The following is a 23,087-nucleotide window of genomic DNA, read 5'->3' as shown; positions in this document are numbered from 1 at the left end:
CATGGAACTCACTGCAGCACAACGCATCGCCCAACGTTTCGTTGGCCTTTCCGTGGAGCAACGCCAGCAGATCCTGGCGCAGATGCAGGCCAGTGGGCAGAGCTTCCGCCTGCTGCCCATCGTGCCGGCGCGCCAGGGCCTGGCGCGCATTCCGCTGTCGTACGCCCAGCAGCGCCTGTTGTTCCTTTGGCAACTGGAGCCCGACAGCCCGGCCTACAACGTGCCGCTGGCCGTGCGCCTGAAAGGCGCGCTGGACCCGGCGCTGCTGCAACAGGCGCTGGATGCGCTGGTGCAGCGCCACGAGTCGCTGCGCACGCGCTTTGCCGCGCAGGAGGGTGAGTTCTACCAGGACATCCTCGACCACTGCCCGCTGCCGATCGAGTGGGTGGAATTCGCCGAGACGCCCAGCGAAGCGTCGCTGAGCGAAGCCGTTGACGCTGCCCTCAAGCAGCCTTTCGACCTGCAGGCCGGCCCGCTGCTGCGGGTGACCCTGCTGCGCGTGGCGGCTGAGCACCATGTGCTGGCGCTGAGCATGCACCACATCATCGCCGACGGTTGGTCCAGCGATGTGCTGGTGCAGGAGTTCATCCAGCTGTACAGCGCCCTGGCCGAGGGCCGCCAGGCGCAACTGCCAGACTTGCCGATCCAGTACGCCGACTACGCCATCTGGCAGCGCGCCTGGCTCGAAGCCGGTGAGGCACAGCGCCAACTGGCCTACTGGCGGGCGCAACTGGGCGACGAGCAGCCGCTGCTGAGCCTGCCGCTGGACTTCGAGCGCCCGGCCACGCCCAGCCAGCAGGGGGCAGTGCTGCGCGTGGACATCCCGGGCGCGCAGGCCGAAGCCCTGCGCAGCCAGGCGCGCAAAGGCGGCTACACCGTGTTCGTGCTGCTGCTGGCGGCCATGGCGGTGGTGCTGTCGCGCTACAGTGGCCAGGCCGACATCCGCATCGGCGCACCCAACGCCGGGCGCAACCGCAAGGAGCTGGAGGGCCTGATCGGCTTCTTCATCAATACCCAGGTGCTGCGCGTGCAAGTGGATGAGCGCGCCACCTTCGCCGCCTTGCTCGCCCAGGTACAGGCGGTGATCGGCGCAGCCCAGTCGCACCAGGAGCTGCCGTTCGAGCAGCTGGTCGATGCCTTGCTGCCGGAGCGCAACCTGGCCCACAACCCGCTGTTCCAGTTCAAGATCAACCAGCACGTGGCCGCCCGCGACGCGGGGCGCAAGCGCCTGGGTACGCTGGAGGTGGAAGGTTTCGCGCGGAACGATGGCGATGCCCGCTTTGACCTGGCATTCGACTTTTCCGACAAGGCCGACGGCATCGAAGGCTACTTCACCTATGCCACCGAGCTGTTCGAACAGGCCACCATCGAACGCATGGCCGGTTCGCTGCGGCGGGTGCTGGATGCACTGACCGGCGACCTGCAGCGGGCAATTGTCGATAGCCCGGAACTGCCGGCGCTGACCCCGGCACCCACGCAGGCTTACCCGCACGGCGATGTGCTTGCCCTGTGGCGCCAGGCCATGGCGCGAGGCCAGGCTCATGGCGGTGTACGCGCCGGTGACCGGTTCATGACCCAGGCCGGGCTGGAGGCGGCGTCCAACCGCCTGGCCGATTACCTGCGCCAGCGCGGTGTCGGTGCTGGCAGCATCGTTGCCTTGTGCCTGCCGCGCTCCATCGAGTGGGTCAGTGCCTTGCTGGCGGTGCTCAAGACCGGCGCCGCCTATCTGCCGCTGGACCCCCAGCAGCCCCAGGAGCGCTTGCAGCAACTGCTTGCCGACAGTGGCGCTGCCGTATTGCTGCACGAACCAGGCGAGCAGCGCTTCGCCGGCCTTGATGGCATACAGGTTGTCGCTTGCGACCCTGCCCAATGGGCAGCCTGCAGCGACCAGCCGGTAGCACTGGCCATTGCCGCTGAGCAGCCAGCCTACCTGATCTACACCTCGGGCTCGACCGGCCAGCCCAAGGGCGTGGTGGTCAGCCATGGGGCCCTGGCCAGCTACACCCAGGCGCTGCTCGAGCGCCTGCAACTGCCGGCTGCAGCGAGCATGGCGATGGTCTCCACCACCGCCGCCGACCTGGGCCACACCGTACTGTTCGGTGCCCTGGCCTCGGGCCGCCTGCTGCACCTGCTGCCACAGGAGTTGGCGTTCGACCCGGACGGCTTCGCCAGCTACATGGTGCAGCATCAGGTCGGCGTGCTGAAACTGGTGCCGAGCCATCTGCAAGGCCTGCTGCAAGCGGATCGCGCTGCCGACGTGCTGCCGGCCGCAGCGTTGATCCTCGGCGGCGAGGCGTGCAGCTGGGGCCTGCTGGAAAAGGTTCGCGCGCTGCGCCCGGGCTGCCGGGTCATCAACCACTACGGCCCGACCGAAACCACCGTCGGCGTGCTCACCTTCGAGCCGGGCCAGCCATTGCCAGGCTGCCGCACGGTGCCGGTCGGGCGCCCGCTGGGCAACGCCTGCGCCCAGCTGCTGGACGCTTACCTCAACCCGCTGGCGGCGCAGGTGACCGGCGAGCTGTACCTGGGCGGGCAGGGCGTCGCCCAGGGTTACCTGGGCCAGCCAGCGCTGACTGCCGAGCGCTTCGTGCCGGCCGAGGGTGGTGCCCGTCTGTACCGCTCCGGCGACCGCGCACGGCTTACGGCCGATGGCCTGATCGAGTTCATCGGCCGCGCCGATGACCAGGTGAAGATCCGCGGTTATCGCGTGGAACCCGGCGAAATCGGCCGGATGCTGGCTGGCCTGCCCGCTGTCAGCGAGGCCGTGGTGCTGGCCTTGCCGCTGGAGGGTGACGCCGAGCGCCTGCAGCTGGTGGCCTACGTGGTCGCCGCAGCGGGGGTGACCGTTGAAGCGTTGCAGGCGCTGCTGCTGGCACGCTTGCCGGACTACATGGTGCCGGCGCAGATCGTATTGCTGGAACGCCTGCCGCTGACCGCCAACGGCAAGCTCGACAAGCGTGCGTTGCCGGTACCCGGTGCCGTCAGCCGTGGCTATGTGGCGCCGCAGGGTGATATCGAGGAAACGCTGGCGGCGGTGTGGGCCGATGTGCTCAAGCTGGAGCGGGTCGGTAGCAGTGACAACTTCTTCGAACTGGGCGGCGACTCGATCCTCAGCCTGCAGATCATCGCCCGGGCCAAGCGGCAGGGCATCCGCATCAGCCCCAAGCAACTGTTCGAACAACAGACCATCGCCCAGCTGGCGCAGGTGGCCAAGCGCATCGAGGCCAAGCCAGCGCCTGCTGCGGCAGCCGAGGGCGCTCCCCTCAGCGGTGAGGTGGGGTTGTTGCCAGCCCAGGCGCGGTTTTTCGAGATGCACATCGCCCAACCGGCGCACTGGAACCAGTCGGTACTGCTCAAACCAACCAGCCCGGTGCAGATACAGCATCTGCAGGCCGCGCTGCGCGCCGTGGTCGCACAGCACGACGCCCTGCGCCTGCGCTTCACTCGCGCCGCCGGCCAGTGGCAGGCGCGCTTCCAGCCATTGGACGACGCAGCGCTGCTGCAACAGCGCAAGCTCAATGCGCTGGGTGAACTGGACGCTGCCGGCAACCAGGTGCAGGCCAGCCTGAACCTGGAGCACGGGCCGCTGCTGCGTGGCGTACTGTTCGACTTTGCCGATGGCCAACAGCGCCTGCTGCTGGTAATCCATCACCTGGTGGTCGATGGCGTGTCATGGCGCGTGCTGCTCGAAGACCTGCAAACCGCCTACCAGCAGCTGCTGGCCGGCCAGGCCGTGAACCTGCCGGCCAAGACCACCTCGGTGCAGGCCTGGGCCGAGCGCCTGGCCAGCCATGCCAGCAGCCCGGCGCTGCAGGCACAGCGCGACTACTGGCTGCAGGCCTTGGCTGGCGAGCACGCCGAACTGCCGCGCGACAACCCGCAGGGCAGCCTGGCCAACAGCCATGCCCGTACCGCCACCACCCGCCTGGATGCCGAGCGCACCGCCAGGCTGCTGAGGCAGGCCCCGGCCGCCTACCGTACGCAGGTCAACGACCTGCTGCTGACTGCGCTGGCGCGGATCTTGTGCCAGTGGAGCGGGCACGCCGAAGTGCTGGTGCAGGTGGAAGGGCACGGTCGCGAAGACTTGTTCGACGACCTCGACCTCAGCCGCACCGTGGGCTGGTTCACCAGCCTGTTCCCGGTGCGCCTCACGCCCGGCCACGAGCTGGGCCAGTCGATCAAGACGATCAAGGAGCAACTGCGCGCGGTCCCGGACAAAGGCATCGGCCATGGCCTGCTGCGCTACCTTGGCGATGCCGATGTACGTGACCAGCTTGAGCGTGCTGCCCAGGCCCGTGTCACCTTCAACTACCTGGGCCAGTTCGATGCCAGCTTCGATGCCGAAGCCGGCGCCCTGTTCACCCCTGGCAGGGAAAGCGCAGGCCGTACCCAGTGTGCCGGCGCACCGCTGGGCAACTGGCTTGGCATCACCGGCCAAGTGTATGGCGGCGAGCTGTTCCTGGAGTGGACCTACAGTGCAGACGTTCACCACCCGGCGACCATCGAAAGCCTGGCCCAGGCCTACGAGCAGGCCTTGGCAGAGCTTGTCGAGCACTGCTGCGATGGCTGCCATCTGGGCGTGACACCGTCGGACTTCCCGCTGGCCGCGCTGACCCAGGCGCAACTGGACAGCCTGCCGCTGGCGGCGGGGCAGATCGCCGATGTGTACCCGCTGTCACCGATGCAGCAGGGCATGCTGTTCCACACCCTCTACGACCAGCAGGCCGGCAACTACATCAACCAGCTGCGCGTGGATGTGGACGGGCTGGATGTGCAGCGTTTCCGGCAGGCCTGGCAGGCCACGCTCGACGCCCACGACATCCTGCGCAGCGGTTTCATCCTGCAAGGCGAACTTGGGCAGGCCGTGCAGGTGGTACGCAAGGCCGTCGAACTGCCGTGCAGCGAGCACGACTGGCGTGGCCAGCCGGCACTGGAACAGGCATTGCAGGCCCTCGCCGAAGCTGAGCGCCAGCACGGCTTCGACCTGTCTGCCGCGCCGCTGCTGCGCCTGGTACTGGTGCGCACGGGCGATACCCGCCACCACCTGATCTACACCAACCACCACATCCTCATGGATGGTTGGAGCACCTCGCGCCTGCTGGGCGAAGTGCTGCAGCGCTATGCCGGCCTGGCACCGCAAGCGCAGGCCAGGCCTTACCGCGACTATATCGCCTGGCTGCAGGGCCGGGACGTGGCGCTTGCCGAAGCCTTCTGGAAGGCCCAGCTTGCGGCCTTGGACGAGCCGACCCGTCTGGCCCAGGCCATCGCCGGCAGTGCGGGCTCGCGCGGTAGCGGCCAAGGCAACCACCGCCTGGCCTTCGACCCTGAGCAGACCGCACGTATCGAAGCCTTCGCCCGGGCCAACCGGGTCACGGTCAACACCCTGGTGCAATCGGCCTGGCTGCTGCTGTTGCAGCGCTGCACGGGCCAGGCCAGCGTGTGCTTCGGCGCCACGGTCGCCGGCCGCCCGGCAGACCTGCCGGGGGTAGAGGAACAGATCGGCCTGTTCATCAATACCTTGCCGGTGATCGGCGCACCGCGTGCCGAGCAGACCGTGGCCGAGTGGATCGGCCAGGTGCAGGCCGGCAACCTGGCCGTGCGCGAGTTCGAGCACACGCCGCTGTACGACGTGCAGCGCTGGGCGGGGCAGGGCGGTGACGCCTTGTTCGACAGCATCCTGGTGTTCGAGAACTACCCGGTGGCCGAGGCGCTGCAACAGGGCGCGCCCGCTGGCCTGCGCTTTGGCGACGTGGCCGTGCAGGAACAGACCAACTACCCGCTGACGCTGGTGGTGGAGCTGGGCACGACGCTGTCGATGCAATACAGCCACGACCGTGCGCTGTGGCGCGACGAGACCATTGGCCGCCTGGCTGGCTACTTTGCCAACCTGCTGCAGGCGCTGGTGGCGAATGCTGACGCGGTGATTGGCGAGCTGCCAATGCTGGGGCTGGCAGAACAGAAACAGATGCTCGAAGACTGGAACGAGACCGGCGCGACGTACCCGAACGAGCGCAGCATCCACCAACTGATCGAAGCCCAGGTGTTCGCCACCCCGGACGCCCCGGCGCTGGTGTTCGGCGAGCAGACCCTGAGCTATGCCGAACTCAACCGCCGTGCCAACCAGCTGGCGCATCGGTTGCGCGAGCTGGGCGTGGGGCCGGACGTGCTGGTCGGCATCGCCATGGAGCGCAGCCTGGAAATGGTCATCGGCCTGCTGGGCATCGTCAAGGCCGGCGGTGCCTACGTGCCGCTGGACCCGGAATACCCGCAGGAACGCCTGCGCTACATGTTCGACGACAGCGGCATCGCCTTGCTGCTGAGCCAGTCGCACCTGCGCGACACGCTGCCGGTTCCGGCCGGGCTGCGTTGCCTGGAGCTGGATACGGAAGACCTGAGCGACTACCGCGATGCCAACCCGGACATCGATGTAGCGCCGCTGAACCTCGCCTACGTGATCTACACCTCCGGCTCCACCGGTCGCCCGAAAGGCGCTGGCAACAGCCATCGGGCGCTGGTCAACCGCCTGTGGTGGATGCAGAAGGCCTATGCACTGGACGCCAGCGACAGCGTGCTGCAGAAAACCCCGTTCAGCTTCGACGTGTCGGTGTGGGAGTTCTTCTGGCCGCTGATGACCGGCGCGCGCCTGGTCGTGGCCCAGCCGGGGGCGCACCGCGACCCGCAGCTGCTGGTGGACACCATCAACCACCACGGCATCAGCACGCTGCACTTCGTGCCGTCGATGCTGCAGGCATTCATGACCCACGAGGCGGTGGAGCGCTGCGTCAGCCTCTGGCGCGTGGTGTGCAGCGGCGAAGCACTGCCGGCCGAACTGGCCCGGCAGACCCTGCAACGTTTGCCGGCGGCGCGCCTGTACAACCTGTACGGGCCGACCGAAGCGGCCATCGACGTCACCCACTGGACCTGCCAGCCGGATGAGAGCATCAGCGTGCCGATCGGCCAGCCGATCGACAACCTCAAGGCCCACATCCTCGATGGCAGCCTGCAACCGGCGGTGCGCGGCAGTGCCGGTGAGCTGTACCTCGGCGGCGTGGGCCTGGCCCGTGGTTATCACCAGCGCCCGGCACTGACCGCCGAACGCTTCGTGCCAGACCCGTTCAGCACCGATGGTGGCCGCCTGTACCGCAGCGGCGACCTGGCGCGCTACCGCGCCGACGGGGTGATCGACTACGCCGGGCGGATCGACCACCAGGTGAAGATCCGCGGCCTGCGCATCGAGCTGGGCGAGATCGAAGCGCGCCTGCTGGAGTTGCCGAGCGTGCAGGAAGCGGTGGTGCTGGCCCAGGACGGGCCGAGCGGCAAGCAACTGGTGGCCTACGTGGTGCCCGCCGACAGCACGCAAGAGCAGGGCGCTTTGCGCGACAGCCTGCGTGCCGCGCTCAAGGCCGGCGTGCCGGATTACATGGTGCCGGCGCACCTGCTGCTGCTCGAGCGGCTGCCGCTGACGCCGAACGGCAAGCTCGATCGCAAGGCCCTGCCGCAGGCTGATGCCAGCCAGTTGCAGGGTGAGTACGTGGCCCCGCAGAGCGCGCTGGAGCAACAGATCGCGGCGATCTGGGCACAGGTGCTGAAGCTGGAGCAGGTCGGCCTGACCGATAACTTTTTCCAGCTCGGTGGGCACTCCCTGCTGGCCACGCAAGCGGTCGCGCGCTTGCAGATGGAATTGGGCGCAGACACACCACTGGCGCTGCTCTTCCAGACCGAAAACCTTGGCGATTATGCCACCGCCGTCAGCGCTGCAACCCGCGACCGCACGGCAGACCTGGACGAGTTCCACGACTTCATGAATGAGCTTGAGGCAGTTTGAGATGAGCACCGATACCCGCAATGCCGACCTGGTCCAGCGCTTCATTCGGCTGCCGCTGGAGCAGCGCAAGCTGTTCCTCGAAAAGTTGGCGTCCAAGGGCAGCAGCCTGGCGCAACTGCCCATTCCGCCGGTGTGCGGCGACTTCGCGCAGTTGCCGCTTTCCTATGCTCAGCAACGCCAATGGTTCCTCTGGAAACTGGACCCGGACAGCGCGGTATACAACATTTCCTCGGCCCTGCGCTTCACGGGCAAGCTGGACCTTGCAGCCCTGCAGCGTGCCTTCGACGGCCTGCTGGCCAGGCACGATGCGCTGCGTACCACCTTCCATCAACAAGGGGAGCAGGTGCAGCAGGTGGTTCACCCACGCCTGGTGTTGCCGGTGGCCCCTGAACCGCTGGATACGCCGGGCGAGGCAGCCTTGCGCGAGCAGGTGGAGCGAGAGGCGCGCCAAGGCTTCGACCTGGAGCGAGGGCCACTGCTGAGGGTCAGGCTGCTGGCGCTCGATGCGCACGAGCACGTGCTGGTGCTGACCGTCCACCACATCATCGCCGACGGCTGGTCCATGCCATTGATGGTGGAAGAGCTGGTGCGCCTGTATGAGGCCTACAGCCAGGGCCGCGAGGCACAGCTGCCTGCGCTACCCATTCAATATGCCGACTACGCCATCTGGCAGCGGAGCTGGATGGAGGCTGGGGAGCAGGCGCGACAGCTGGCCTACTGGACCGGCCAGCTGGGCGGTGAGGACCCGCTGCTGGAGATGCCATTGGACCACCCGCGGCCAACGCTCAGCAGCCTCAAGGGGGCACGCCTGGCCATCGACCTGCCGGCAGACCAGGCGCGAGCGCTCAAGCGGTTCGCCCGGCAACAGGGGGTGACGCTGTTCATGTTGCTGCTGGCCAGCTTCCAGGTCCTGCTGCACCGCTATTCAGGGCAGGCGGATATCCGCGTCGGTGTGCCGGTGGCCAACCGCAATCGGGTGGAAACCGAGCGCCTGGTCGGCTTGTTCGTCAATACCCAGGTCCTGCGGGCCGAGTTCGATCTGCCGCTGACCTTTGCTGACTTTCTCGGCCAGGTCCGGCAGCGGGTGGTCGAGGCCCAGGCCCATCAGGACCTGCCTTTCGAACAACTGGTAGAAGCCCTGCAGCCAGAGCGCAGCCTGAATCACAGCCCATTGTTCCAGGTGATGTACAACCACCAGACCCAGGCCAGGGGCGAGCGCCACACGCTGCCGGGCTTGGAAGTGAGCGCCGTGGCGTGGGACAACCACACCGCCAAGTTCGACCTGACCCTGGAAACCTTCGAGCACGAGACCGGTATCGGTGCTGCGCTGGTCTATGCCACCGACCTGTTCGATGCCGCGACTGCCCGCACTCTGGCCCGGCACTGGCAGAACCTGCTGCACGCCGTGGTCGAGCAACCCAACCAGCGTATCGCCGAGCTGGCCCTGCTGGACGACACCGAGCACCAGCAGATCGTCGCAGGATGGAACGCGACTCAGGCCAGCTACCCGGATGCCAGCTGCGTCCACCAGCTGTTCGAGGCGCAGGTAGCGCGAACCCCGGACGCCCCGGCACTGATCTTCGGCGCGCAGACGCTGAGCTATGCCGAGCTCAACTGCCGGGCCAACCAGCTGGCGCACAAGCTGCGCGAACAGGGTGTGGGCCCGGATGTGCTGGTGGGCATTGCCATGCAGCGCAACCTGGAGATGGTCGTCAGCCTGCTGGCCATCCTCAAGGCGGGTGGCGCCTATGTGCCGCTGGACCCGGAATATCCGCAGGACCGCCTGGAGTACATGCTTGAGGATAGCCAGGCGATCCTGTTGCTGTCGCAGACCAGCCTGATTGAGCGTATCCCGGAGCAGTTCCGCTCGCGCACGCTGCTGCTGGACCAGGTGCCGCTGGACGGCTACCCGGACACCGACCTGGCCTGCCTGAGCAGCGCCCGCAACCTCATCTACTGCATCTACACTTCAGGCTCGACGGGCAAGCCCAAGGGCGTGCAGATCGAGCACCGCAGTGTGGCGGCACTGATCGGCTGGTCGCTATCGGTATACCACCAGGCAGACCTGTGTGGCGTGCTGTTCTCCACCTCGATCTGCTTCGACCTGTCGGTGTGGGAGCTGTTCGTCACCCTCTCGGCAGGTGGTTATGCGGTGTTGGCCGGCAATGCCCTCGAACTGCCGAACCTGGCGGCGAAGGACCGGGTGCGGCTGGTGAACACCGTGCCATCGGCAATCAGGCAACTGTGCGAAACCGGCAATATTCCCGCGTCGGTGAACACCATCAACCTGTGCGGCGAACCGCTGAAGCAGTCGCTTGTCGATGACCTCTACCGCCTGGCGCACGTGCGCAAGGTGTACGACCTGTATGGCCCGTCCGAGGACACCACCTATTCCACCTGCACGCTGAGGGTGGCCGGTGGCCAGGCGAACATCGGCCGACCTTTGCACAACAGTGCTGCCTACGTGCTCAGCGGTGCCTTGCAGCCGGTGCCGGTGGGGGCCGTCGGTGAGTTGTACCTGGCCGGTGCCGGCTTGGCCCGCGGTTACCTGAAGCGCCCGGGGCTCAGCGCCGAGCGTTTCCTGCCCAACCCCTTCGATGCCCACGGCGGGCGCATCTACCGTACCGGTGACCTGGCCCGCTATCGGCCGGACGGGGTGCTGGAGTATGTCGGCCGGGTGGACCACCAGGTGAAGGTTCGCGGCTTCCGCATCGAGCTGGGCGAGATCGAGGTGCGCCTGCAACAGCAGGCGGTGCGCGAAGCCGTGGTCATGGCCGTTGATGGCCCCGGTGGCCAGCAGCTGGTGGCGTATGCCGTCCCTGACGAGCCTGGGGTGATGGCCGATGCCGCTGCGCAGGCAGCCCTGCGCGAGCAACTGCGCAGTGCGTTGCGCAGGCAGCTGCCGGAATACATGGTGCCTTCTTACCTGGTGCTGCTGGGCAAGCTGCCCCTGACGCCGAACGGCAAGCTGGACCGCAAGGCGTTGCCGCGCCCGGACCTTGCCCTGGCGGAGGAGGCCCACGTGCCACCGCGTACGCCCTTGCAGCAGCAGGTGGCGGCGATCTGGGCGGATGTGCTGAAAGTCGACCGGGTTGGCCTGGGCGACAACTTCTTCCTGCTGGGTGGCCACTCCCTGATCGCCACCCAGGTGACCAGCCGCGTGCAGGAGCAGCTCGGCTTGGCGGTCGGCCTGAAAGCGCTGTTCGAAAGCCCCGATCTGGGCGGCTACTGCGCGCAGCTTGAGCAGCTCACGCCACAGGCGGACCCTGTGCAGAATGAGCTGGCTAAATCCCTGGAGGCCCTGAAACGTCTAACTACGGAGGAAATTGAAAAGCTGGTTTCTTAGGAGATTTTCACTGTGCAAGAGCTGCTTGAGTCTGTAAAGCTACTGTCCACCAAAGAGCGCCAGGCCCTGGCAGCCTTGCTCAAGCAGCAGGGGGTGAACCTGTATGGGCTCACCCCGATCTTCAGGCGCGAGCCTGCAGCCCCTGTGCCCCTTTCATACGCCCAGCAGCGGCAGTGGTTTCTCTGGCAACTTGAGCCTGCCGCGCCGCTGTACAACATCCCGGCGGCCTTGCGCCTGCAGGGCCATCTGGATGTCGAGGCGTTGCAGCGCAGTTTCGACGCGCTGGTGGCCCGCCACGAAACCTTGCGCACCAGCTTCAGCGATGACGGGCAGGGCGCCGTCCAGGTCATTCACCCCGAGCACAGCGTGGCGTTGGTGATGCAGACGCTGGCCGGCGCCGATGAACACAGCGTGCGCGAGCACGTCGAGGCCGAGGCACGCCGCCCGTTCGACCTGGAGCACGGGCCACTGTTGCGGGTCAGCTTGCTGCGCCTTGGGCAGGACGAGCATGTGCTGCTGGTGACACTGCATCACATCGTCTCCGATGGCTGGTCGATGCCGCTGATGATCGATGAGCTGATGCAGCTGTATGCCGGTTATAGCCAAGGCCAGGCGCCGCAACTGCCGGCGTTGCCGGTCCAGTATGCCGACTACACGATCTGGCAGCGGCAGTGGATGGAAGCGGGCGAGCGCGAGCGGCAACTGGCGTACTGGAAGGCCGAGCTTGGCGATGAGCAGCCCGTACTCGAGCTGCCCAGCGATCGCCCGCGTGCTGCGTCCAGCAGCCACCGCGGCGCCCGGCATGAGGTTCGCCTGCCGCAAGCCCTGGTGCATTCGCTCAGGCAGCTGGCCCAGCGTCAGGGGGCGACGCTGTTCATGGTGTTGCTGGCCAGTTTCCAGGCTTTGCTGCACCGCTATTCCGGGCAGGCGGATATCCGCGTCGGGGTACCGGTGGCCAACCGCAACCGGGTGGAGACCGAACGGTTGATCGGCTTTTTCGTCAATACCCAGGTTTTGCGCGCCGAGTTCGACCTGCCGCTGACCTTCAGCGACCTGCTCCAGCAGGTCAAACAGCGCGTGCTGGGCGCGCAGAGCCACCAGGACCTGCCGTTCGAGCAACTGGTGGAGGCCCTTCAGCCCGAGCGCAGCCTGAGCCACAGCCCACTGTTCCAGGTGCTGTACAACCACCAGGTGCAGGCCAAGGGCGGGCAGCGCAGCGTGCCCGGGCTGCAGGTGGAGGGGCTGACCTGGGCCCACGATACGGCCCGCTTCGACCTGACCCTGGACACCTTCGAATACGAGCATGGCCTCGGCGCCGCCCTGAGCTACGCGATCGACCTGTTCGATGCCGCAACCATCGAGCGGATGGCACTTCACTGGGTCAACCTGCTTGAGGCGATCGTGCACCAGCCCGGGCAGCGCGTGGCCGACCTGCCGCTGCTCAGCCAGGCGCAACAGAACCAGGCCGTACAGGCCTGGAACCCGTCACCGATGCAGTTCCCTGCCGAACAGCCGCTCCATCGCCTGTTCGAGGCCCAGGTCGAAGCAGCACCGGATGCGATAGCGTTGGTCTGCCGCGAGCAGACCCTGAGCTACGCCGAGCTCAACCGCCGGGCCAACCAGCTGGCGCACAAACTGCTGGAGCTGGGGGCCGGGCCGGATGTACTGGTCGGCCTGGCCGTCGAGCGCAGCCTGGAGATGGTTGTCGGCCTGCTGGGCATTCTCAAGGCCGGTGCTGCCTACGTACCGCTGGACCCGGCGTATCCACAGGACCGCCTCGCCTATCTGTTCGAGGACAGCGGTATCCGCCTGTTGCTGACCCAGCAGCACCTGCGTGACACCCTGCCAATACCGGCCGGCGTGCAGGTGCTGGAGCTGGACGGCGATACCGGCCTCGGCCGCTACAGCGAGGTCAACCCTGCCTGCCAGGTGAATGCCGACAACCTGGCTTATGTGATCTACACCTCGGGCTCCACCGGCAAGCCCAAAGGTACGCTGCTGCCGCATCGGAACGTGGTGCGCCTGTTTGCCGCCACCCGGCACTGGTTCCATTTCGCTGCCAGTGACGTATGGACGGTGTTCCACTCCTACGCCTTCGACTTCTCGGTATGGGAGCTGTACGGCGCGTTGCTGCATGGCGGCAAGGCGGTCATCGTGCCCACGGATGTGGCGCGTTCCAGCGAAGACTTCCACGCCTTGCTGGTACGCGAGCAGGTTACCGTGCTCAACCAGACGCCCTCGGCGTTCAAACCGCTTGTTGCGGTTGCCTGCGAGGCGGCGAAGGCGGGGCAGCAACTGGCCCTGCGGCATGTGCTGTTTGGTGGCGAGGCCCTGGAGGTCAGCAGCCTGAGACCCTGGCTGGAGGTGTTTGGCGACCACCAGCCGCGCCTGATCAACCTGTATGGCATCACCGAAACCACCGTACACGTGACCTACCGGCCGATCACCCAGGACGACTTGCACAACGGCGCCAGCAGCCCGATCGGCGAGGTCATCCCCGACCTGTCGTGGTACTTGCTCGACGCAAACCTGAAGCCGATCCTGCCGGGTTGCACGGGGGAAATGCTGATTGGCCAGGCGGGCCTGGCGCGAGGCTACCACGGCCGCCCCGGGTTGACCGCCGAGCGCTTCGTACCCAACCCCTTCGATGACCAGGGTGGGCGCCTGTACCGCTCGGGCGACCTGGCCCGTTACCGTACCGATGGGGTCATCGAATACGTCGGGCGTATCGACCACCAGGTGAAGATCCGCGGTTTCCGTATCGAGCTGGGCGAGATCGAAGCGCGCCTGCTCGCACAGCCTGCCGTGCGCCAGGTTGCGGTGCTGGCGCTGGATGGCGCCAGTGGCAAGCAGCTGGTGGGCTATGTGGTGCCTGCCGATGCTGGTGTGCTGGACAGTATCGAACAGCAGGCGCAATTGCGTGACAGCCTGCGTGCCGAACTGAAGGCCAGCCTGCCTGAGCACATGCTGCCCGCGCATCTGCTGTTCCTGGAGCTGCTGCCCCTTACCGGCAACGGCAAGCTCGACCGCAAGGCCTTGCCGGCGCCAGATGCCAGCGTGCTGCAGGGTGAGTACATTGCGCCGCAGACCGAACTGGAGCAGCAGATAGCAGCCGTCTGGGCCGACGTGCTGAAGCTGGAGCAAGTCGGCCTTGCCGACAACTTCTTCGAACTGGGCGGCGATTCGATCATGTCGTTGCAGGTGGTCAGCCGTGCCCGCCAGCTGGGGATCCGCTTCACCCCCAAGGAGCTGTTCCAGCACCAGACAGTACAAGGGCTGGCTGCGGTCGCCCGACAAGAAACCGGCACGGCGATCGATCAGGGGCAGGTCGAGGGCAGCATGCCGCTGACACCGATCCAGCAGTGGTTCTTCGCTGCGGACGTGGTTGAGCGGCATCATTGGAACCAGTCGCTGATGCTACTCACCCGCGAGGTGCTGGATGAACGCCACCTGCAAGCGGCGTTGCGCTGCGTAGTCGACCATCACGACGCCCTGCGCCTGCGCTTCAGCCACGCCGAAGGCGGCTGGCAGGCCGTGTTCGGCAGCGCGCTGGATGAACTGCTGTGGTGCCGCCAGGTTGAACATGCTGAAGCACTGGAGCAGGTCGGCAACCAAGCCCAGCGCAGTCTGGACCTGGAGCAAGGGCCTCTGCTGCGGGCAGTGTTGGGCGAGTTGCCCGATGGCAGCCAGCGGTTGCTGTTGGTCATCCACCACCTGGTGGTGGATGGTGTGTCTTGGCGGGTGCTGCTCGAAGACCTGCAACAGGCTTACCAGGCCCTGGCCGCCGGCCAGACCCCGGTATTGCCCGCCAAGACCAGCGCGTTCAAGGCCTGGGCAGAGCAGTTGCAGGGCTATGCGACAACGCCCGCGCTGCAGCAAGAAATGGCTTACTGGCACGAGCAGTTGCAAGGCGTTGACGATGCGCTGCCCTGTGACAACCCGCAAGGTGCCAACCTGCAGCGTTGCGCGGCCTCTGTCGCGACGCGCCTGGACGCAAGCTGGACGCACAAGCTGTTACATGAAGCGCCGGCGGCCTATCGCACCCAGATCAACGACCTGCTGCTGACCGCGCTGGCACGGGTGATCGCGCGTTGGACCGGTCGGCCACAGGTGCTGGTGCGCCTGGAGGGGCATGGCCGCGAAGACCTGTTCGACGGCATCGACCTGAGCCGCACGGTAGGCTGGTTCACCAGCCTGTATCCGCTCAAGCTCAGCCCACAGGCGCAATGGGCGGGTTCGATCAAGACCATCAAGGAACAGTTGCGCGCCGTTCCCGACAAAGGGATTGGTTATGGCGTATTGCGTTACCTTGGCGGAAGCGAGGCTCGTCAGCTGCTTGGCCAACTACCGGCAGGCGAGATCGTCTTCAACTACCTGGGCCAGTTCGACAGCAGTTTCGACGCGGCAACCGGGCTGCTGACGCCGGCGCCGGAAAGCGCTGGCCAGAATCACGATGACGCTGCGCCCCTGGGCAGCCAGCTGGCCATCAATGGCCAGGTCTTTGCCGGGGAACTGAAGCTCAACTGGACATTCAGCAGCGAACGCTTCAAGCCGTCGACCGTCCAGCGTCTTGCCGATGCCTACGCAGATGAACTCAAGGCCCTGATCGAGCACTGCTGCCAGGCGCATAACCGCGGGGTGACCCCTTCGGACTTCCCGCTGGCCGGGTTGACCCAGGCGCAACTGGACAACCTGCCGGTGGCTGCCGCGCAAATTGCCGATGTCTATCCGTTGTCGCCGATGCAGCAAGGCATGTTGTTCCACAGCCTGTACGAGCAAGGCAGCGGTAACTACATCAACCAGATGCGGGTCGATGTCGACCACCTCGACCCGCAGCGTTTCAAGCAAGCCTGGCGGGATGTACTGGCGGCCCACGACATATTGCGAACCGGCTTCGTGTGGCAGGCAGAGCTGGAGCGAGCGGTGCAGATCGTGCACCGCACCGTCGGCTCGCCATTCACCGAACTGGACTGGCGCGACACCCCGCAGCTGGAAGCTGCATTGCAACAGTTGGCCGATGACGAGCGCCAGCGTGGTTTCGACCTGGCCGAGGCGCCATTGCTGCGCCTGGTACTGGTGCGTACCGACAGGCATCGGCACCACCTGATCTATACCAACCACCATATCCTGATGGATGGCTGGAGTACCTCGCGCTTGCTGGGGGAGGTGTTGCAGCGTTATGCCGGGCAACCGATGCCGGTGCAGGCAACCCATTACCGCGATTACATCGCCTGGTTGCAGCGTCAGGATGCGGGCGCCGCTGAAACATTCTGGAAGGGCCAACTGGCAGACCTGGAGGCACCCACCTGCCTGGCGCAAAGCATTCCTGGCCTTGGCCTGGGCGGTTCAGCATCTGGCCAGGGTGAGTACCTGCAGCGCTTCGACCGCCAGCAAACCCGGCAGATCGAGGCCTTCGCCAGGGCTAATCGGGTCACGGTCAATACCTTGCTGCAGGCTGCCTGGCTGCTGTTGCTGCACCGCTATAGCGGCCAGCCCAGCGTCTGCTTCGGCGCTACGGTAGCTGGGCGGCCGACGGACCTGCCCGGGGTGCAAGAGCAGATTGGCCTGTTCATCAACACGCTGCCGGTGGTCGGCACGCCACGTGCGCAACAGACCGTCGCGCAGTGGCTGGCCCAGGTGCAGGCGAGCAACCTGGCGGCGCGCGAGTTCGAGCATTCCCCGCTGTACGACGTGCAACGCTGGGCCGGGCAGGGCGGTGACGCGCTGTTCGACAGCTTGCTGGTGTTCGAGAACTACCCGGTGGCCGAAGCGCTGCAACAGGGCGCGCCCGATGGCCTGCGCTTTGGCGAGGTGGCCAATCGCGAGCAGACCAACTACCCGTTGACGCTGTTGGTGAGCCCGGGGGCGACTTTGTCGATCCAGTACAGCCACGATCGCAGCCACTGGTCTGGCCAGGCGGTCGAGCAGGTGGCGCAGCACCTGGGCAACCTCATCAGGGCCATGCTGGCAGATGCCGGCCAGGCACTGGCCGAGCTGCCGATGCAGGGCCCCGATGAGCAGCGCCAACTGCTCCAGGAATGGAACGCTACAGATGCGCTGTTCCCGAGTGATAGCAGCATTCACCAGTTGATCGAGGCCCAGGTGTGCGCCACCCCGGATGCGCCGGCGCTGGTGTTCGGCGAGCAGACCCTGAGCTATGCCGAACTCAACCGCCGTGCCAACCAGCTGGCGCATCGGTTGCGCGAGCTGGGCGTGGGGCCGGACGTGCTGGTCGGCATCGCCATAGAGCGCAGCCTGGAAATGGTCATCGGCCTGCTGGGCATCGTCAAGGCCGGCGGTGCCTACGTGCCGCTGGACCCGGAATACCCGCAGGAACGCCTGCGCTACATGTTCGACGACAGCGGCATCGCCTTGCTGCTGAGCCAGTCGCACCTGCGCGACACGCTGCCGGTTCCGGCCGGGCTGCGTTGCCTGGAGCTGGATACGGAAGACCTGAGCGACTACCGCGATGCCAACCCGGACATCGATGTAGCGCCGCTGAACCTCGCCTACGTGATCTACACCTCCGGCTCCACCGGTCGCCCGAAAGGCGCTGGCAACAGCCATCGGGCGCTGGTCAACCGCCTGTGGTGGATGCAGAAGGCCTATGCACTGGACGCCAGCGACAGCGTGCTGCAGAAAACCCCGTTCAGCTTCGACGTGTCGGTGTGGGAGTTCTTCTGGCCGCTGATGACCGGCGCGCGCCTGGTCGTGGCCCAGCCGGGGGCGCACCGCGACCCGCAGCTGCTGGTGGACACCATCAACCACCACGGCATCAGCACGCTGCACTTCGTGCCGTCGATGTTGCAGGCGTTCCTGACCCACGAGGCGGTGGAACGCTGCGTCAGCCTCAGGCGCGTGGTATGCAGCGGCGAAGCGCTGCCGGCCGAACTGGCCCGCCAGGCCCTGCAGCGCCTGCCGGCGGCGCGTCTGTACAACCTGTACGGGCCGACCGAAGCGGCCATCGACGTCACCCACTGGACCTGCCAGCCGGACGAAAATATCAGCGTGCCGATCGGCCAGCCGATCGACAACCTCAAGGCCCACATCCTCGATGGCAGCCTGCAACCGGCGGTGCGCGGCAGTGCCGGTGAGCTGTACCTCGGCGGCGTGGGCCTGGCCCGTGGTTATCACCAGCGCCCGGCACTGACCGCCGAACGCTTCGTGCCAGACCCGTTCAGCACCGACGGCGGCCGTCTGTACCGCACCGGCGACCTGGCGCGCTACCGCGCCGACGGGGTGATCGACTACGCCGGGCGTATCGACCACCAGGTGAAGATCCGCGGCCTGCGCATCGAGCTGGGCGAGATCGAAGCGCGCCTGCTGGAGTTGCCGAGCGTGCAGGAAGCGGTGGTGCTGGCCCAGGACGGGCCGAGCGGCAAGCAACTGGTGGCCTACGTGGTGCCCGCCGACAGCACGCAAGAGCAGGGCGCTTTGCGCGACAGCCTGCGTGCTGCGCTCAAGGCCGGCGTGCCGGACTACATGGTGCCGGCGCACCTGCTGCTGCTCGAGCGGCTGCCGCTGACGCCGAACGGCAAGCTCGATCGCAAGGCCCTGCCGCAGGCGGATGCCAGCCAGTTGCAGGGGGAGTACGTGGCCCCGCAGAGCGCGTTGGAGCAGCAGATCGCGGCGATCTGGGCGCAGGTGCTGAAGCTGGAGAGGGTCGGCCTGACCGATAACTTCTTCGAGCTGGGCGGTGATTCGATCGTATCCTTGCAACTGGTCAGCCGAGCGCGCCAGGCCGGGCTCGAGTTTACCCCCCGGGAGCTGTTCGAGCATCAGACCGTGCAGCGCCTGGCCCTGGTCGCACGGCAACAGCGTACCGCGCAGGATGGCGACCCGCCTGCAGCCTCGGCAGCGGATGCGTTGGCGGCGCTGACCCAGGCACAACGCCAGCGACTGCCGGTCCCGATGGAGCAGATTGCTGACCTCTATCCGCTTTCGCCGATGCAGCAGGGCATGCTGTTCTATACCCTGCAAGGGCCCGAAGCCGGCCTTTACATCAACCAGACCGCGGTCTCGGTTGCCGGGCTGGACATTGACCGCTTCGCCGATGCCTGGCGGCAGGTGATTGCCCGGCATGACATTCTGCGCACGGTCTTCTGGTCCGACCCGCAACTGCACGAGCCGATGCAACTGGTGCTGCACGACGTGGCCTTGCCGTTGCAGGTGCTCGATTGGCGGCAGCGAGACTGCGCGCCGCAGGCACTCAAGGCATTGGCGGCAGAAGACGCTGCCCGAGGCTTCCAGTTGGCGAGTGCGCCGCTCATGCGCCTGACGCTGGTGCGCCTGGAAGATGGCGGCGTGCACCTGATCTGGACGCGCCATCACATCCTGATGGACGGCTGGAGCGATTCGCGCCTGCTGGGCGAGGTGCTGCAGGCCTATCACGGGCAAGCGCCGGAACGCCCGGTGGTGCAGTTCGGCAACTACATCCGCTGGCTTGGCGCGCAACCCCAGGCACAACTCGAACGGTTCTGGAGCGCCACACTCGGCGGCCTGGAAACCCCGACCTTGCTGACTGGCAGCGTGCTGCCTCGCCCTGCGCCTGAGCTGGACGGCCATGCAGCGCTGTACCTGCGCTGGGACAGGCCCAGGACCCAACGCCTGCGTGACCAGGCGCAAAGGCTGCGGGTGACCCCGAACACCCTGATACAGGCGGCCTGGTTGCTGGTGTTGCAACGCTACACCGGGCAGTCCACGGTGTGCTTCGGCGCGACGGTGGCAGGGCGCCCACCGAGCCTTGAGGGCGCCGATGAAATGCTGGGGTTGTTCATCAATACCTTGCCGGTGGTGCAGACGCCCGAGCCCGGGCAACGGGTCGAGGCATGGTTGCAGCAGCTGCAGGCGTACAACGTCGAGATGCGCGACCATGAGCACGCAGCCCTTGCCCATGTCCAGCGCTGGGCCGGGCGCCCGGGCCAGGCGTTGTTCGACAGTATCGTCGTGTTCGAGAATTTCCCGGTCGATGAGCGCCTGGCAGAAAACAGCAGCGATTCCCTGCAGTTCGGTGAGGTCAGTGCGCGCGGCGTCACCAACTACGCCATGGACTTGTGCGTGGAGCTGGGCAACACCCTGGTGGTGGAGTTCATGTACCTGCGCAGCTGCTTCAGCGAGGCCGCTACCGAGGCATTGCGTGACAGCTTCGAGCGCTTGTTGGATGCGATGCTGGATGACCCGCAGGCTACGCTCGGTAGCCTGGATATGTTGACCCCGGCGCAGTTGCAACAGGCCGCCACGCGTAACCGCCTGGCCGGCAGCCCGCAGCGCGAGCCGCTGCTGGCCGAGCAGATTGCCGTGCATGCCACGGCTTGCCCCGATGCCGTCGCGGTGGTCTGCGCAGGGCAGCAATTGACCTATCGCGAGCTGGAGGAAAGAGCCAATCGCCTGGCGCATCGGCTCATCGCCCTGGGGGCGCGGCCAGAGGCCACCGTCGGCATCGCCCTGGAGCGTTCGGTCGAGGTCATCGTGGCGTTCCTCGCGGTGATGAAGACCGGTGCGGCCTATGTCCCGCTGGACATCGATTACCCCCAGGAGCGCCTGCAATGGATCGTCGCTGACGCCGGCATGCACGCGTTGATCACCACCCGCGAGCTCCGGCCGCGTTTCGCCCAGGTGCAGTGCTGTGTCGAGCTGGACACCCAGGTGCTCGACGCCTTGCCGCTGACGCCGCCGCAAGTGAACCTGCAGCGGGACAACCTGGCCTACCTCATCTATACCTCTGGCTCTACCGGCAAGCCCAAAGGGGTAGCGGTCAGCCACGAGCAGATCCGCATGCACTGCCAGGCGATTGCCTCGCTGTATGACATGGATCGAAGCACCCGCGAGCTGCTGTTCATGTCATTCGCCTTCGATGGTGCCCAGGAACGCTGGCTGTCGACCTTGTCGTCCGGTGGCTGTCTGGTGGTGCGTGAAAACCGTCTGTGGACGGCAGAAGAAACCTGGCAGGTGCTGCACGAGCAACGCATCGACATTGCCTGCTTCCCACCGGCCTACCTTCAGCAACTGGCAGAATTCGCCGAGGGCCAGGACCAGGCCGCGCCCCCGGTGCGGGTGTACTGCTTTGGCGGGGACGCGGTGCCGAATGCGCTGTTCGAGCAGGTCAAGCGCAGCTTGCAGCCGCAGTGGCTGACCAACGGCTATGGCCCGACCGAGACGGTGGTTACCCCGCTGTTGTGGAAGGTCTCCCGCGAGCAGGCATGCGAGGCGGTGTTCGCACCGATCGGCACGCGTGTCGGTGAGCGTACCCTGTACGTACTCGACCCGCATCTCAATCCGCTACCTGATGGTGTCGCCGGCGAACTGTACATTGGCGGCGAAGGCGTGGCGCGTGGGTATCACCAGCGGCCGTCACTGACTGCCGAGCGTTTCGTCGCCGACCCAGCTGGCCAGGGCTTGCGCCTGTATCGCACCGGTGACCGGGTGCGGCGCCGTAGCGATGGCGTGATCGACTTCATCGGGCGCATGGACAACCAGTTGAAGGTGCGTGGTTTCCGCATCGAGCCCGGCGAAATCGAAGCGCGCCTGCGTGATCTTGGCGAGGTGCGGGATGCCGTGGTGGTCGCGCGCGACACAGCCGCAGGCAAACAGCTGATCGGCTACGTGGTTACCCGCGACCAGCACGGCTGCGCCCAGGCATTGCGTGAGGCCCTGGCTGCCGAATTGCCGGATTACATGGTGCCTGCGCAACTGGTGCTGATACCGGCATTGCCGCTCACGCCAAACGGCAAGGTCGACCGCAATGCGCTGCCGGCGCCCGAATTTGTCGGCCAGCGGCTGCAGGTTGCACCGCGCAACGCGATCGAGCGGGCCTTGGCGGACATCTGGCAGCAAGTGCTGGATGTGCCCAGCGTGGGGGTCGAAGACAACTTCTTCGAGCTGGGCGGCGATTCGCTGCGGGTGCTCAAGATGCTGTCCAAGGTCCGCGCCTGCGAGGCGTTGCCGATCGAACTGAAACTGCGGGATGTGATCGCCAGGCCGACCATTGCCGAATTGTCTGGTTACGCCGACAACGAGGCCAGCCTGGATCCGCTGCTGCTGCTCAACAGCCGTGTGGCCGGTGCGCCACCGTTGTTCTGCCTGCACGCCGGCTTCGGTACGGTGTTCGACTACGAGCCGTTGGCGCGCCGCCTGGATGGCCGCTGTGCCGTCTACGGCGTCCAGTGTCGCATGCTGCTGGAGCATGCCTGGGAGGATGATTCCCTGCAGGCAATGGCGATCGACTATGCCCAGTACATCCGCCAGAAACAGCCGCAGGGGCCTTACCAGTTGCTCGGGTGGTCGCTCGGTGGCGCGCTTGCGGTGCTGGTGGCCCATGAGCTGGAAAGCCAAGGGCAGCAGGTTGCGCTGCTGAGCCTGGTGGACAGCTTCATTCCTCAGCCGGGCCAGGTGGCACCTGACACTGATTGGCGTGACGACCTGCACGGCTTCCTGGGGGTGATGCTTGGCGCAGACAGAGAACGTCTGGTTGTGCCTGCAATAGCGGCTGATTGCGACAGCAACGGGTTGGCGCAGATCATTGACGCGGTGCGCGCGACCCAGGCCGGGCAGTCAGCTTATGCCGAGATCGGCAGCGCGGAGCTGGCCCACACTTTTGTCGTCGCGATGAAGCTCAAGGCACTGTCGCAGCAGATGGCCGCATTGCCGGTTACTGCTGCGGAGGCTGCGTGCTGGTGGGCAGGTGCCGGCAACTTCGACGAGCGGATTGCCGGCCCTGCCCGGCATGCCTCTGTGGATGCCGGGCATTACGACATCCTCAGGCATCCGGAGGTACTCGACGGTCTGGTCGCCTTGCTGCAACGGCGGGACCTGGTCGGCGGCTGAGGCTGGCCGCCCCGTTGCGGGGCGGCTGCCTGCATGAGGGCCCGTTGCGTACCCCTTGGGGTGGCAACGGGCTTTTTCATGACTACGGCTCGC

3 protein-coding genes are annotated in these 23,087 nt (G+C 66.4%); all 3 read left to right on the top strand.

The window, feature by feature from the left end:
- The first annotated feature begins 1 nt into the window (after position 1).
- From ACJA3S_RS18695 to ACJA3S_RS18685, 3 genes are read left to right on the top strand one after another with little or no spacing between them, the layout of a single operon-like run.
- Positions 2-7,825 carry an amino acid adenylation domain-containing protein gene (locus tag ACJA3S_RS18695; protein WP_406819561.1) on the top strand — a complete coding sequence of 2,608 codons (7,824 nt, stop codon included), beginning with the start codon at positions 2-4 and terminating at the stop codon, positions 7,823-7,825.
- A gap of 1 nt (position 7,826) precedes the next feature.
- A complete protein-coding gene (locus ACJA3S_RS18690) occupies positions 7,827-11,171 on the top strand; it encodes an amino acid adenylation domain-containing protein (RefSeq protein ID WP_406819560.1) in 3,345 nt (1,114 codons plus the stop codon).
- A gap of 12 nt (positions 11,172-11,183) precedes the next feature.
- On the top strand, positions 11,184-22,994 hold the full coding sequence (locus ACJA3S_RS18685; RefSeq protein ID WP_406819559.1) for an amino acid adenylation domain-containing protein: 11,811 nt from the start codon (positions 11,184-11,186) through the stop codon (positions 22,992-22,994).
- Positions 22,995-23,087 lie beyond the last annotated feature (93 nt).

Source organism: Pseudomonas sp. KnCO4 (assembly GCF_045344305.1).
Lineage (GTDB): Bacteria > Pseudomonadota > Gammaproteobacteria > Pseudomonadales > Pseudomonadaceae > Aquipseudomonas > Aquipseudomonas anuradhapurensis.
The sequence above is the reverse complement of the archived record's forward strand: the minus strand, read 5'-3'. Positions and strand labels throughout refer to the sequence as shown.

Coding starts and splice junctions, on each gene's coding strand:
- ACJA3S_RS18695 (WP_406819561.1), top strand. CDS start 2: ATGGAACTCACTGCAGCACAACGCATCGCCCAACGTTTCGTTGGCCTT.
- ACJA3S_RS18690 (WP_406819560.1), top strand. CDS start 7,827: ATGAGCACCGATACCCGCAATGCCGACCTGGTCCAGCGCTTCATTCGG.